This window comes from Leeuwenhoekiella palythoae (assembly GCF_020310025.1).
In the GTDB taxonomy this organism is placed as follows: Bacteria; Bacteroidota; Bacteroidia; order Flavobacteriales; family Flavobacteriaceae; genus Leeuwenhoekiella; species Leeuwenhoekiella palythoae.
In genome coordinates, this window is sequence record NZ_CP084318.1 from 681,652 (window position 1) to 695,189 (window position 13,538).

Annotated in this window: 12 protein-coding genes; 5 read left to right on the forward strand and 7 right to left on the reverse strand. The window is 41.1% G+C overall.

Going from position 1 to position 13,538, the window contains the following annotated elements; all coding sequences use genetic code 11:
- Positions 1-3 precede the first annotated feature (3 nt).
- The gene (locus tag LDL79_RS02690) at positions 4-2,994 is read right to left on the reverse strand and encodes a SusC/RagA family TonB-linked outer membrane protein (protein ID WP_225599076.1); all 2,991 of its coding nucleotides are present in this window, start codon (positions 2,992-2,994) and stop codon (positions 4-6) included.
- Positions 2,995-3,825: 831 nt separating this feature from the next.
- Here LDL79_RS02690 and LDL79_RS02695 point away from each other — a divergent pair.
- Positions 3,826-4,149: a hypothetical protein gene (locus LDL79_RS02695; protein ID WP_225599077.1), complete on the forward strand. Its 324-nt coding sequence runs from the start codon at positions 3,826-3,828 to the stop codon at positions 4,147-4,149.
- Here the strand turns inward: LDL79_RS02695 and LDL79_RS02700 are convergent.
- The 6 genes from LDL79_RS02700 to LDL79_RS02730 all read right to left on the reverse strand — a co-directional run bounded on the left by LDL79_RS02700 (position 4,146) and on the right by LDL79_RS02730 (position 8,157).
- Entirely contained in the window at positions 4,146-4,385 is a 240-nt protein-coding gene (locus LDL79_RS02700; protein WP_225599078.1) for a hypothetical protein, read from the reverse strand. The genes LDL79_RS02695 and LDL79_RS02700 overlap by 4 nt on opposite strands.
- A 10-nt stretch (positions 4,386-4,395) precedes the next feature.
- Positions 4,396-4,851 carry a hypothetical protein gene (locus LDL79_RS02705; RefSeq protein ID WP_225599079.1) on the reverse strand — a complete coding sequence of 152 codons (456 nt, stop codon included), beginning with the start codon at positions 4,849-4,851 and terminating at the stop codon, positions 4,396-4,398.
- Positions 4,852-6,561: 1,710 nt separating this feature from the next.
- Positions 6,562-6,768: a hypothetical protein gene (locus tag LDL79_RS02715; RefSeq protein ID WP_225599081.1), complete on the reverse strand. Its 207-nt coding sequence runs from the start codon at positions 6,766-6,768 to the stop codon at positions 6,562-6,564.
- Positions 6,758-6,997: a hypothetical protein gene (locus tag LDL79_RS02720; protein ID WP_225599082.1), complete on the reverse strand. Its 240-nt coding sequence runs from the start codon at positions 6,995-6,997 to the stop codon at positions 6,758-6,760. Before LDL79_RS02720 ends, LDL79_RS02715 begins: the two co-directional genes overlap by 11 nt.
- On the reverse strand, positions 6,939-7,397 hold the full coding sequence (locus LDL79_RS02725; protein WP_225599083.1) for a DUF5675 family protein: 459 nt from the start codon (positions 7,395-7,397) through the stop codon (positions 6,939-6,941). The genes LDL79_RS02720 and LDL79_RS02725 overlap by 59 nt, the downstream gene beginning before the upstream one ends.
- 1 nt (position 7,398) lies before the next feature.
- Positions 7,399-8,157, reverse strand: coding sequence for a hypothetical protein (locus tag LDL79_RS02730; protein ID WP_225599084.1), 759 nt, complete (start codon positions 8,155-8,157; stop codon positions 7,399-7,401).
- A gap of 1,278 nt (positions 8,158-9,435) precedes the next feature.
- On the opposite strand from LDL79_RS02730, the gene LDL79_RS02735 reads away from it, so the two are divergent.
- From LDL79_RS02735 to LDL79_RS02750, 4 genes are all read left to right on the forward strand, one after another.
- A complete protein-coding gene (locus LDL79_RS02735) occupies positions 9,436-9,984 on the forward strand; it encodes a hypothetical protein (protein WP_225597961.1) in 549 nt (182 codons plus the stop codon).
- A gap of 2 nt (positions 9,985-9,986) precedes the next feature.
- The gene (locus LDL79_RS02740) at positions 9,987-10,889 is read left to right on the forward strand and encodes an IS3 family transposase (protein WP_225597962.1); all 903 of its coding nucleotides are present in this window, start codon (positions 9,987-9,989) and stop codon (positions 10,887-10,889) included.
- Positions 10,890-11,705: 816 nt separating this feature from the next.
- Positions 11,706-12,587, forward strand: a complete 882-nt coding sequence (locus tag LDL79_RS02745) for a glycosyltransferase family protein (protein ID WP_167597767.1) — start codon at positions 11,706-11,708, stop codon at positions 12,585-12,587.
- Positions 12,588-12,754: 167 nt separating this feature from the next.
- Positions 12,755-13,462 (forward strand): polysaccharide lyase family 20 protein, encoded by a 708-nt coding sequence (locus LDL79_RS02750; protein ID WP_167597768.1) that lies wholly within the window; start codon positions 12,755-12,757, stop codon positions 13,460-13,462.
- Positions 13,463-13,538: the final 76 nt, after the last annotated feature.

Genomic DNA, 13,538 nt, shown 5'->3' on the forward strand with positions numbered 1-13,538 from the left:
AGATCAAAAATTAAGTTTTAAGCCGGCGGTAAGCATACGCAACGCAGGTAAGCTTGTACCGGGAGCTTGCGGATCTAAGCCGCGGTATTTTGTAAGTGTGAAGAGGTTTTGGCCTTGCATAAAAACCGTGCATGTAGTTAAACCCAGCGTTTCTAAGGGAAGCTTATAGCTAAGCCCCAGCGTACGCAACCTTAAGAAAGAGGTATCGGTGTAGCTACCGGCACTGGTCTGGAATCTGAAATACGAGCGCAGGGCATCCAGCCCCTGAGAAAGCTTTTGAAAGGAGGCGCTGTCTCCGGGACCTTGCCAGCGCCGATCGTAATCTTCCTGCAGCAGGGTGCCCAATCTCCCGGGTACTCCTGAGGCATAATATTGTTGACCGTCCTGTACGACAAACTCCCATAAAAAATCCAGACTCACCCGCCCATAGGTAAACTGATTGCGAAAGCCGCCAAAGAGCGTACGGGTAAGATCTTTAACCACCACGCGATCGTCAAGGTTATAGACCCCGTCTTCGTTCACATCCACAAAGGTGTACAATCCCGTCTCGGGATCTACCCCGGTATAGTCGTAAAGCAACTGGATGTTGAGAGGTTCTCCTACTTTGTAGGTATTGGCATACGCACTCTCTTCAATCCCGGGAAAAGAGCGCAGACGGTTTTTAGGAATACTTACATTGAGGGAAGCCTGCCAGCTGAAACGCTCTGCATGCATTTGGGTAGCGGCTTCGAACTCCCAACCTGTATTTTCTACTGTGGCATCCAGATTGGCTTGTACATTGGTAAAACCCGTGATCGCAGGCAGGTTATAGCCAACCAGCTGATTGGAAGAACGGTTGCGGTACCAGCTGGTATTCAGGCGTACCTTATCGTTCCAAAAGCCCAGTTCTAAAGCCAGTTCCAGCTTGCGGTTGCGCTCCCAGGAATACACAGGGTTCGTAAGTTGGGTGGGATATAGGCCTCCCCCACCCGGAGTGGCCGAGTAGGTGTCCAAGTACCCATAATCGCCTATCTGGTCGCTTCCGGCCGAACCATAACTGCCGCGTAGTTTGGTAAATGAGAGTACCGGTGTTAGGGCTTGCATCCAGTGTTCTTCACTGAGGATCCATGCCCCTCCCAGGGCTCCAAAAGTGGCCAAGCGTCGTGAGGGTCCAAACCGACTGCTTCCATCCCGACGCCCTGTAAGATTGAGGTAGTATTTATGAGCGTACCGGAGACCGACACGCCCAAAAGCTGCTGCATAAGCATATTCCTGCGTTGTATTATCGGTCACGACCACCTGCTCTGCAGCTGCGAGATTGCCCAGTAACTGGTCGTTAGCATAACCTATACCCACCATATTGAGTCCCGTAGTTGCACGATGCTGCAAGGTAGCCCCCACCAAAGCATCCAGATTAAACTTCCCAAAAGAGTTGCGGTAGTTAAGCTGTGGTTCAGCAATAAACGACTGCCGCTTAGCTCCTATATGTAAGGAGCGTGAGCTTACAAAGCTCCAGAGTGCCGGATTATAAAACTGCAGGGGCTGCTTAACCAGTTCATCACTGTTTAAAAGCGTATAGCCCGCACTAAGCTTTGCTTCCAATTCAGGGGTAATGGAATAGCTCAAACTCAGGTTGCTGATGAGCTGTTGTACCTGAGCTTGACTCTCGCGGTATAGGGTTGCAAGTGGATTAGTCCAACTGGAATCTTCCCAGTTCAACTCCCCGTCATCGGTATACAATGCCGGTGCATTGGGTGCTAGCGATAAGGCGGTACTTACAAAGCTACTGCCATCAAACTGCCTGTTTGTATCCCTACCTATTAAGGTGCTTAACTGCAACTTAAAGCGTTCATCGCTGCTGCGGTGGTTCAAACTTAAAGTAGCCGTGAGTTTATTATACTTGAAATCCCCCGGAAAGACTGAAGTCTCTTGTTGATAGCCCAGGCTTAGGTTGTAATAGGTATACGTACTCCCGCCGTTAACGCCCAGATTGACCCCGGTGGTTTGAGCAGTGGCACCAAATAAGGTTTCCTGCCAGTCGGTATACCGATCTGTGTCCCACAGGAGCAAATCTGGGGCATTGGTCTCTGTAGGCCTTGCGCCGTCATTGGCAAAGGCTTCCTGTCTTAGGCTGATATAGTCTGCTGTTTTGATCAAATCCAGTTTACGAGGTACCTCACCGACACCAGTATATACCTGCGCATTAAACCGGGTCTTTTGCTTTCCGCCTGTTCCTTTTTTGGTCGTGATCAAGATCACGCCGTTTGCTCCACGCGATCCATAAATAGCGGTAGCATCGGCATCTTTTAGGACTTCTATGCGTTCTATTGCCGCGGGGTTTAAGGTATTGAGCGGGTCTATGCCACCGAGGTTTGGACTTGTAAGGCCGCTGAAGCTGTTGAGGGGGTCGCTGTCTATAGGCACCCCATCTATGATGTACAAGGGCCGATTGCCCGAATTGTTAAACCCGCTTCTCAGGCTGTTTTGCCCGCGTATTTGCACCGCAGGCGCATTGCCCGGAACACCACTGCGTTGAACGACAGACACCCCGGGCATCCTACCTTGCAAGGCCGCCAGCGGGTTGGTCACCGGCTGCCGCTCGATCTCCTCGGCGGTCACCCGGGCGATACTGCCCGTTTGCTCCCTGCGCGTAGTGTTGTAATACCCGGCATTGATGGTCACCTCGCCCAGATCGGTGATATCCTGCTGTAAAACAATGGTAAAATTGATTTGATTCGCTACCGGCAGACGTAGGGTCTTAAACCCAAGATAACTGATGCTTAAGGTATCGCTAGGTAGTGCTTGAATACTGAAAGCACCCTGCATATCGGTTTGTGTACCCGTGTTGCTATTTAAAAGGCGTATGCTTACGCCCGGAATGGGATTTTGCTCTGTATCGGTAATGGTACCGGATACTGTTTGTTGGGGTGTGGCCCAAAGTAGATTTCCTGTTGCCCAATATAGGCAAACAAGTATCCACGCAGCCCCCGTAAGGCGCGTAGTCAAAATTTTCATAACTTCGTCGTGTTAAAATGAAACAATAGTTTTATTTAAGCTCACGCCTTCCCCACTGATTCCACTCGCAGGGGAAGGCTTTTTTGCTTAGACAGCTTTACAAAAAGCGTCAACCTGCCCCGACACTTCGGGGGTTTCAGGTTCTCATTAGGCTTACACGAAGCCAAATGCAACGCACTCTTAAAAGCCAGTTTCTCTTTTTCACAGACCGCAAGGTCTGCAGCTCATTTTTTTGTAGCTAACTCACCGGTGTGCTTAACCTACACGGTATAAGCCCGTACGGCTGGCAATACCAACGCGTACAACCCACCCAACTACAGGTTACCACCTAGGGAAATAACCCATAACCCACGGGTGCTTTAGCGGATTAGGACGTGTACCCGTAAACACGTTGCGATGTACATAGGCATACTGCTTTAACTGTTAGATTAATACAACTCATACGAGTTGCCGGCCATTTTGACCTATATAATTTAGGGGTGATGCGGACTGCGAAGCTTTATAAAGAGAAGAATGCAACTTTGAAAAAGCAAGTTGAAGATTACGAAAAGCCCGAGTACAAAAGGGGCGTGAACATTCAACTTATGCTATCGCGGCACTGGTATACCGTTGGAACAATAAGCGAATGTCACGCCCGCGGTCGTGAACATCCTAGCTTATCCTCTCGTTCCATAAAATTACCAGTTTTCGATAGCGAGATTCAAAGCGAATGCTTCTAATATGTTACTTAAAGAAGTTTCGCAAATATATAATTCTAAATCAAATATAGAATTTTTCATCGGTACTTCCAAGCGTACCGATAAATTACTCTAAATATGATTAATTGCAATAGTGGGAAAAGATCAAGAAGATATTATAAAAATTAAAACTGCAATTAGTTTGCGAATACTTCTGAAAAAGAATAAAGATCTACCTATTTCAAAAAAAGAAAAATTAAGAAAAGATATTCCTAAAAGTTATGGAGATATTGCTGATAAGGCAGTTATAAGAAAAGCAACTGTAACTAAAACATTCAATATTGATGGTTCTTCATTTTCTACAACCTTATTTAAAATAATTTTTGCCTTAGGTTATACTCTTATTGATTTTGCTAAAATTTATGAATCAATTACTGAGAAGGATATAATTGAATTTCTCGGTAAAAAGGATGATTAGTCCATTAACCTAGAGTACCTATTAAGTTTTTCACCTGTAACAAAGCTAGTCTTACCCACTATTTTATTCCTGGCCACGTCGTATTCAATTTCAACAAAGAATAAGTATACAGCATAGAGCACATAGCGTGTGTTTTCTTCAATTAGAGCATCTATAAATGTACCTTCACTAAAAACCACATCATACTGCTCGTGGTCTGTTAAGAGTTTAAAGTCATAGAGACTTAGCTTGCTCATAAAAAGTAAATTACTGCTCTAAGAGTTGTTTAAGATGTTTCGGGCTTAGATATTTCGAGTAGGCTTCTAACCTATTGTTTACATCGTATTGCGCTAAGCGTACCCAAACAGAGTCTGTTTCTGATAAGCCATATTCAAACTTGATCGTTCCTTTTGGGGTAGTGAAGGATACAGGTTGTGGAGATTCTTCATTAAACTTCTTACTAACTAAATTGTAAATCTTTTTAGCCGTGTTGCCCTTCTCTTCAAACGAGAAACTAGCATAACCTTTTAATTCGGGTTCTAGTTGATTTAAATATGCTATAGTATAAACGGCTCCTTGTTTAAAGGATTTGGCTAGAAGGACATCACCCTCAATAATTTTTGCAATACCATATTTAAGTGAATCTGACTCAGTCCGATTTTGGCTAAAGGTAATACTGCTAACAGAAAAAAGTAATATACAGGATATCGTAAGTTGCTTCATCACCATTAAACAATTAAGGCATTAACAATCAGAAAATTAATAAATATTTAGATACGTTGTAAACATTCTTAACAATCTACCTCTCTATCTACTGTAAAATTACTTTAAGACATAATTTAAATGGGTATAGGACATAGTCTGTTTTAGTTCGTATAGTGAATTGCTCCGCATACTCCATTCTCAAAGCTTCGTGATTAATCTAAATACCCTAATACCTCTTCGACCTGCAATCCACAATATGCAGCAAACTCATATACCGTAACAAATTGATGCGACTTCTTTTTATGATATACTTTAATGTCAGCCAACAGCTGCCGCCCATAGCGCTCACTTTTTCCGGTGATACACTGTACATCTTTGGGAAATATACACAGGCGTTTGCTTTTCATAATCGATTCAATAGATACGCTAGTACAAACCTCAACAGAAAAAACGACAATATTTCGGTATGCCTTTCGGAGTTCCGATAAAATTTAACAGTAGAACAAAAAATCTGGGACTTAAATAAGACTCATTTTTAATTTGCAACCTCGATTCTTGACATCCGCAAAAACATCCCTCCAAACCTCCCTTCTAAGGGAGGCTTTCCTATACAACTCTCTTCTCTTAGGGGAGGTGGTCTGGGGTTGAGGGCAGAACTCATGTCAGGTTCGCGCGCGATTGCATCGCGTACCTTTTATTCTAGAGTAAACCCAAAATAATAGTATCGAGAATCCAGGTTAACAATAAACTCCTAACTTCATAGACTTCTCGATACACTTGAATCCCTGCTACCGCAGATTTTCAATCACTCGAAGTGACAGGCGTTTACAGAATCTTAGGGATTTGACCCCTTCAAAACCTCCTCCTTCAAAAGAAGGCGTTCCTTTGAGAAAGACAGACTCCCTTTCTTCGAAGGAAGGGCTGGGGAAGGATGTCAACCCGAACGCTCAATACATAACGCTAAAATTGCCGACTGAGACTGTCAACTAATTCCGAATTCATCAGAACCCGTAACTTTGAACATTGACTCTTGAACCTATAAACAAAACCCCTCCTCCCAGAACGAATCCCGAAAGAAGGGTTTAAACATCAAGAAATTCTACGAATACGATTCCTAGTTAGGGTCTGGCCTTAAATAAGACTCATTTTTAATTTGCATCCTTGATTTCTTAACATCCGTAAAACATCCCTCCAAACCTCCCTTTTAAGGGAGGCTTTCCTATACAGCTCCCTTCTCTTGGGGGAGGTGGTCTGGGGTTGAGAGCAGAACTCATGTCAGGTTCGTGCGCGATTGCATCACCTACCTATTATTCTAACATAAACCTAAAATAATAGTATCGAGAAGCCTGGTTAACAATAAACTCCCTAACTTCAAAGACTTCTCGATATAATTGAATTCCTGCTCCGCAGGTTTTCAATCACTCGAAGTGACAGGCGTTTACAAAATCTTAGGGATTTGACCTCTTCAAAACCTCCTACTTCAACAGAAGGCGTTCCTTTGAGAAAGACAGACTCCCTTCCTTTGAAGGAAGGGCTGGGGATGGATGTCAACTCAAACGCTCAACACATAACGTTAAAATTGCCGACTGAGACTGTCAACTAATTCCGAATTCATCAGAACCCGGAACTTTGAACATTGACTCTTGAACCTATAAACAAAAAACCCTCCTCCCGGAACGAATTCCGAAAGAAGGGTTTAAACATCAAGAAATCCTACAAATACGATTCCTAGTTAGGGTTACTTCGATTTAAAAACCAAGTTTTCAAAGCCTTGAACAACCATTTTAAAAACAAAGAAACCACAAAGCTCACACAAGCCCCTACTCCTGCAAGGACCACTGCCTCCAGCAGCGTATCCCGTTGAATACTGGGTACGGCTGCGGCCACCGTGCCTCCCAACGTGCCTAGTTTTAAAGAAGCGGTACTAGTGTTCATCTACGGGTTGATCAGGCTCTGGCAGCTTATCGGCCACCACTGCCTGGCTCACCGCAGTAGCCACACTTCCGGCAACCACAGCATACCCGGCCAGACTCAAAACAAAGGCCGGGAGAGTCACAGGTGCAGCAAGTAAAGCCGCACCGCCACTGGCGAGTCCGATGCCCGCGCTACGAAGTATGCGGAAAAACCGCGGCGTAGGTTTTTGATAACGATCTAAGATATTCATGAGTATTATAGGTTATCGTTAAATATACAGCCTCCTGGTGTTCCTGCGCCTCACGCTGCAGTACCAGTAATCGGGCTAGCGCCCTGCGCGAATGCAATCCGCGACCTATGCCACTAAGTTCAGAAACCGGTGCGATACACCCCTGCAATGCTCCCTGTGCGTGATTTGCCGGATGTATTAAGATCCAACTGCGCTTGGGAACATCAACAAGGAGCAGGTGATTCCCAAATTTGCGGGATACCCGAAATTGCACTTCATAACGCCCCTCGGGAATACAAGAAACACTGCTGCGATTCTCACGCCAAGGAAGCTCGATAGTAAAGCACAAAAATTTGCCGTTTACAAAAAGTGCTCCATTGGTACCCGAACGATAGTAACTCCGTCGTAAAACCCACTCCATCTTACGCCGGTTGCGCGACCTGTACCACAGCCATCGCATTAAAGGCCCCATTCTGTAGGGGATACATCGTTCCGTTCACCTCTTGGTAAAACTCAATACTAAGAGCGTGTACCACCTGGAGTGTGCTGCCGGCTGTGAGGGTTACCTCTAGTGTAGTAGCAGCCACCTCGGTATTCTGATACGGCAAAATTCCGGTAGTCACACTTTTAAAGAGCGAAGTCTGCTCTTCAAAATCCAGTTCACTTGCCCCACAACTCAGTTTATAATGCGTAGCTCCCGTGGGTGCGGCGATCTGCACTTGTGGATTGTAGCCTTCCAACTCCAGCCCCACCACGCCGGTAGCACGATCATACCCCACACTATAGGGAGCAGACAGAGTGGTGCTCAACGGACTGTTTGCATTAAAATCAAAGCCATTGAGGAGCCCTAACTCCCCCTGGGTCAAATTACGAGCGCCACGGGCAGAAAGGGTATCCGTTTTAATGATCGCCAGCAATACGGTGGTCAAGCGACTTACCACCTTAGCATCTTTAGCCTGCTGCAGGAGCAACTGCATGGAGCTACGCAATAATTTACCGCCTTTGCCGGCGCGTCCAAATTCCGCCCCGTTTTCTCGGGTACGTTGAAAAGCAGGATCGGTAGCAATACGCTTTTTATCGATCCCTCCTTTAAAACGAGCCATATGCCCGTCTCCACTTTTGTAAAAGGCAATATCTCCGATAGTGCCTTTCAACTTGATAATTCCAGCTTGTTTAGCCATAGTCAAAAGGTTTTAGATTAAGCCACAAAGAACGTGGGCGTACAACCTGAATACTAACGGCAGTGTACATTCCTGCCGATTTTGCCGATGCTGCCGGTAAAAAAAGCCTTACGAGATAAGATACTCTGGAGTGATTGGTTGTCGAATGAAGCAATTCTGTTTATCTCATTATAACAAAAATGAAATATTGATCAACAGTCGGCCGTAGTAGTAGTAGTAGTAGTAGTAGTAGTAGTAGTAGTAGTAGTAGTAGTAGTAGTAGTAGTAGTAACCAGTTCGCGCTCTATAATAGTAAATACTCATACCCAAAGGGTCTAGGTTCCTTTTGGTCCGTATAGCAACAGTTGTCTGTTAAAAATCCTGAAGCCTTGGAAGAAATTTAGGGAAGCGCTTGCGGTTTTTGTGATAGCAAAAAATACTCATCCAAAAGGTGTCCTTTCTTTTGTTAAGCCTGCCCTGAGCGCGAGTCGAAGGGTTTCTTTGGACAAGGCAAATCGACGCTAGGAGATTCATGAGCTCCCCTAAAAATAAAAGTCACGCGAATATAGAACTACAGAAATAACTTCAAAGACTTCTCGATATAATTGAATCCCTGCTACCGCAGGTTTTCAATCACTCGAAGTGACATTACCTATTCCCGAAGGGGTGTACCAAACATGATCCCTCGGTTCAGAATAGACGCAGGGCGTTCCGAAAGACAGGAGCGATAGCGACGCGGAACATACAATCTTTTTAAGTAATACCTATGCTGATAGTTTAGCTTCCGTTTGGTCAGTATAGCAAGAGCGTCCCGTTAAGAATTTCTGAAGCCTTGGAAGAAATTTAGGGAGGCGCTTGCCGTTACCACCCTCAAAGCGAAAAATACTTATGCAAGCATTTTTTACCGATTACTACAGATTGAAATAGTAGGGCATTTCCTAAAATCAATACTACGAATGCAATTCTTTAGCCATCTTTTTCTTCAGTATAGCGAGAAGGCTCCGTTAAAAATTTTTGAAGCCTTGGAGAAAATTTAGGAGCCTTTTTGCGATTTTGCCTGATAAGGCAAAAATACCTAAGAAAAAGGGTCTTTTCTTTTGTTACTTTTCTTTGGACAAGCAAAGAAAAGTAAAGAATATTAATACACTCAAACCGACGTTAGGAGGTTCACGAGCTCCTATAAAATAGTCATCACGCGAGCTAAACCGAGGTTACGAGGTTCACGAGCTCCCGGTAAAATAAAAATAAAGAAAAGTTCTATGTCTTGTCCTGAAATAGCTATACACAATTCGAAAGTGTATGGAAAATGATAAACAAGAAGTTTATGCAGTTCGAGAGAACAAGCAAAGTCGCTATGACAAGCGTTTAATAGCCAAAGTTGTCAAAGAAGTTGAAAATGGACTGCCTCGAAAAGAAGCTAATCGTATTTACGGATTAGGTAGAGCAACTTTAGATGGTTGGATGCGCGATTTCGGCTCTTTAGAATATCAGCAAAATCTTAAGCGTAAAAGCTATACAAATCTGCAGAAGCGCACTATTGTTACTGCAATCGATCAAGGCCGTTTAACGGTCAGAGAGGCTAAGATCATGTACAATATCAAGACGGAGAAAATCATCCGGAATTGGATATTTAAACATAAATTGGAGAAAGTAGAAGTTCACAGAGAAAACATTCCTCCAATGGTCAACAAAAATGAACCACCCGAAAAAGATTTTGAAAAGGAAGACTTGCAGAAAGCTTTAAAAGAAGCTGAGCTAAAAATAACAGCATTAAACACCCTTATTGATGTAGCTGAAGAACAGCTCAAGATTGATATCCGAAAAAAGTCTGGTGCCAAACAGTTTTAAAAATGAAGCAAGACTTCCCACAATTAGGGATAGCTGTTTTATGCCGGCTGTTTGGCAAAACAAGACACGCATACTATGATTCATTATGGCGCAAGGAAGATTGCCTGGTTAAAGAAGATGTCATTCTTCAGGAAGTTGCTTCAATCAGAAAAGAACTGCCACGGCTAGGTACCCGAAAACTGCATTATATGCTTCAGAATAAACTATCCTCTCACCAAATTCAACTGGGTAGGGATTATCTGTTTGATCTATTGGCAGAGCATAAGTTGTTGGTTCGCCAACGCAAGCGAAGGATAACAACCACCGATTCTAGACATTGGATGAAGAAGTACACTAATTTAATCAAAGAGTTAGTGATAATAAGGCCTGAGCAGGTCTGGGTAAGCGATATTACTTACGTGAGACTAGTAAATCAGTGGGGATATTTAAGTTTAATAACAGATGCCTACTCCAGAAGGATAATGGGGTTTAGCTTCCGTCAGGATCTTTCTGCAGAAGGATGTTTAGATGCTTTAAAGATGGCTCTAGATAACCGATTATATGATCAACCTCTAATCCATCATTCTGACAGAGGATCTCAATATTGTTCGCATAAGTATGTTGATTTGTTGCTACAAAATAACATTGCCATTAGCATGACTGAAAATGGAGATCCTTACGAAAATGCATTGGCTGAAAGAATAAATGGTATTATCAAATCAGAGTTCAATCTATATTCAAGTGTATTAGGTTTTGAGAATACTAAAGCGCTAATAGCAAAAAGTATCAAGAATTATAATGAGTTAAGACCTCATGCGAGTTGTGATTACCTAACTCCAGAACAGGCACATCTTACATCGGGTAGCTTAAACAAAAGATGGAAAAACTATAAAAGAAATTTTAATCCTCAAGTTCTGTCTGTATAGTTTATTTAGGATTAAAAAGTAGCTTTGTATAGTTATATTAGGATTTATTAATTAATCTGTATAGCTATTTCAGGACGGGTCACTACAACGGCATCCCCCACTCAAAGCCCTAGCAAAGCCCAGGCAAAGGCCATGATACAGTATGAAAACTGCTGATAAATAAACCGTACAGTTCGAACGTTATCTAACATAGCAAACGCAATGGTAATCTAACATTTAAGAAATCTATAGTACAAGATTAGAGCTGTAGAAAAATATTTAAAAAATCATAATCCCTTTCACAACGCTCACATATAAATGGTTTAAACCATTTAATAAATATTTGATTAATACCGGTATACTTTAAAAATTGAATTAAAGGAATTCACCTTCTATTCATTTAGGAAGAGGTATTGGGAGAGAACAAAGTACGTCATTGGCGTGGGGCATGTTATTAATATACCAAAACCATCCCCGACCCACTGAGCAGGTTTTCCATCCCTATAAAAGTAGGATAGATTTGTCGAAAATTCAACTGATGGGAATTTTCTTTAAATAACAAGATGAATTATAAAATAAACAAACTATTAATGGGCATTGTTTTAGTAGTTTTATCCATGCGGATGATTAAAATAAAAAACACAATTAACATTGTCTGCTTATCTAATTTCAAGAATAACAAGAAACAAATTCCTTAAGACTAAACAAATAACTTAAACATATATTAGTCAAAAATATAAGGTTACCATATGGAAAAGATGTGATTCTAAATAGTCTATATTTGATCCTATAAAAAATATCCAACTTAGGATGCGTTTATTTTAAAAATAGGTTGTAATGACAGTAGATAAAAATTTATACGCCATCATAATTGTAGACTCTATTATTCCTAATCCAATTGAATTAAATAATTTTCATCCTCCTTTACAGTTTAAGGACGTTCTGGGAGCAGGAGAAACTATTCTACAGCGTACGTTCAATATGGTTGCTAAAACTGTTGATGTTAGAAACATATTGTTAATTGGCAAGAAAAAACATATTCGTTATATCAACAATCAATTGCCTAATATCAAGAACGACCAAATATTAGAATGCCCTGTGAAAGCTAATTATCAAGCATTGCTTTTAGTCGCATCTTTGAAGGTAGTAAAATTAAATTCAAATGCTAAAATTTTAGTTCTTGATTCACAACATTGGATAGAGAATAAAAAAGGATTTTACAATAATGTATACGCCGCCAAAGAAATATGTGATCAAATAAATTACAAAAGTAGACTCTTAATTACAGCAGGGGTAACTCCAAAATTCCCTAATTCAAATTATAATTATTTTTGCCTCACAAATAAAACGAGACCACTCCAAAATGTAAGCGAAGTAGTCATTCGGCCTAATTATCAAAACGCAAAAAAAATAGTACATAAAGGTACTGCTCTCTGGGGCACAAATATTATCATAACTAAGGCCAAAGCTCTTATAGAACACTTTCAAGTTTTTGAAGCTGAAATGTACAATAACCTAATCTCCGGATATGATTTATTTAATACTATTGAAGAGATAAAATTTATTGAAGAAAATTGTTCTGAAGAATATCAATGTATTGGTTTAGATAATCTATTTCTAAAATCTGATTATTTAAAGATTTTCAAAGCTTCATTTGTATGGGAAAAGTTAGAAACTTTACCATATCATTACGGCACTAAACAATTCTATACCTCATAAAAGACAGTTTATAATGTACCTTTATGAAAAATTAAAAATTCTAGATTATCAAAAAAATATCATTTGTTAAAATTAGCTTTTTTGTAGGCATTTGTTTTACTAGTTGTAAAGCTCAGCGCACCTCAACTAATGAGGGCGCAAGATCCTTTAGAGATCAACAATCAATAATGCAATCGATTCAACAGGATTCCTCATCCGTCAAAATTAATTTTGTTGATGAGTTACCATTTTTAAGTTCTCAAAAGTTGATAAATGAATATGCACAAAAAGTAATACCTTTAAAAGTAGGTTCCAAATTGAACAACTCCCGCAATGTGCAGCGGTTTGAATTGAAATGGAACGATAATGCTGTATCAGGGGGAAAGCGATCTGAAATGGTATATAATTCCGTTACTGCTAAAGAACGATGGTACACTTTTAGCACATACCTTGAAGATTTTATTAGTGATTCTTATTCAGTGATAATTTTTCAGCTCCATGGTGTTCCCGATAAAAATGAAGCCTATAGGGAACCAAATATAGCTATAGCTATTCAGAACAACGAGTATTTTTTACGAGTCATTGGTGATCAAAATAGAATAACCGACAAGTCAAAAGTAACTACCAGATATGCTAAAAGTTTAGGATTAATTAAAGACAATACTTGGTCAAATTGGGTAATGCATATTAAATTAAGTTATGGAAAGGACGGCCTTCTTGAAGTTTGGAAGGACGGTAAATTAGTGCATCAAGAAATGGGGCCGAATTGTTATAATGACCGCTTTTTACCTTACTTAAAGTTTGGGTTATACATACCTGGATGGAAAGGTTTAAAGAAAGCCCCCTTAGCTGAAAATAGAGTTATATATTTTGATAATGTTATTATCAAGGAATAGTGTTGCTATCCATTTTAGATTAATTGCAAGGGTTTTTATTCTGTCGATTCAAAAAAAAATATTAAAGCTATTTATT

Coding starts and splice junctions, on each gene's coding strand:
- LDL79_RS02725 (WP_225599083.1), bottom strand. CDS start 7,397: ATGGAGTGGGTTTTACGACGGAGTTACTATCGTTCGGGTACCAATGGA.
- LDL79_RS02705 (WP_225599079.1), bottom strand. CDS start 4,851: ATGAAGCAACTTACGATATCCTGTATATTACTTTTTTCTGTTAGCAGT.
- LDL79_RS02730 (WP_225599084.1), bottom strand. CDS start 8,157: ATGGCTAAACAAGCTGGAATTATCAAGTTGAAAGGCACTATCGGAGAT.
- LDL79_RS02715 (WP_225599081.1), bottom strand. CDS start 6,768: ATGAACACTAGTACCGCTTCTTTAAAACTAGGCACGTTGGGAGGCACG.
- LDL79_RS02735 (WP_225597961.1), top strand. CDS start 9,436: ATGGAAAATGATAAACAAGAAGTTTATGCAGTTCGAGAGAACAAGCAA.
- LDL79_RS02750 (WP_167597768.1), top strand. CDS start 12,755: ATGCAATCGATTCAACAGGATTCCTCATCCGTCAAAATTAATTTTGTT.
- LDL79_RS02740 (WP_225597962.1), top strand. CDS start 9,987: ATGAAGCAAGACTTCCCACAATTAGGGATAGCTGTTTTATGCCGGCTG.
- LDL79_RS02745 (WP_167597767.1), top strand. CDS start 11,706: ATGACAGTAGATAAAAATTTATACGCCATCATAATTGTAGACTCTATT.
- LDL79_RS02700 (WP_225599078.1), bottom strand. CDS start 4,385: ATGAGCAAGCTAAGTCTCTATGACTTTAAACTCTTAACAGACCACGAG.
- LDL79_RS02690 (WP_225599076.1), bottom strand. CDS start 2,994: ATGAAAATTTTGACTACGCGCCTTACGGGGGCTGCGTGGATACTTGTT.
- LDL79_RS02720 (WP_225599082.1), bottom strand. CDS start 6,997: ATGAATATCTTAGATCGTTATCAAAAACCTACGCCGCGGTTTTTCCGC.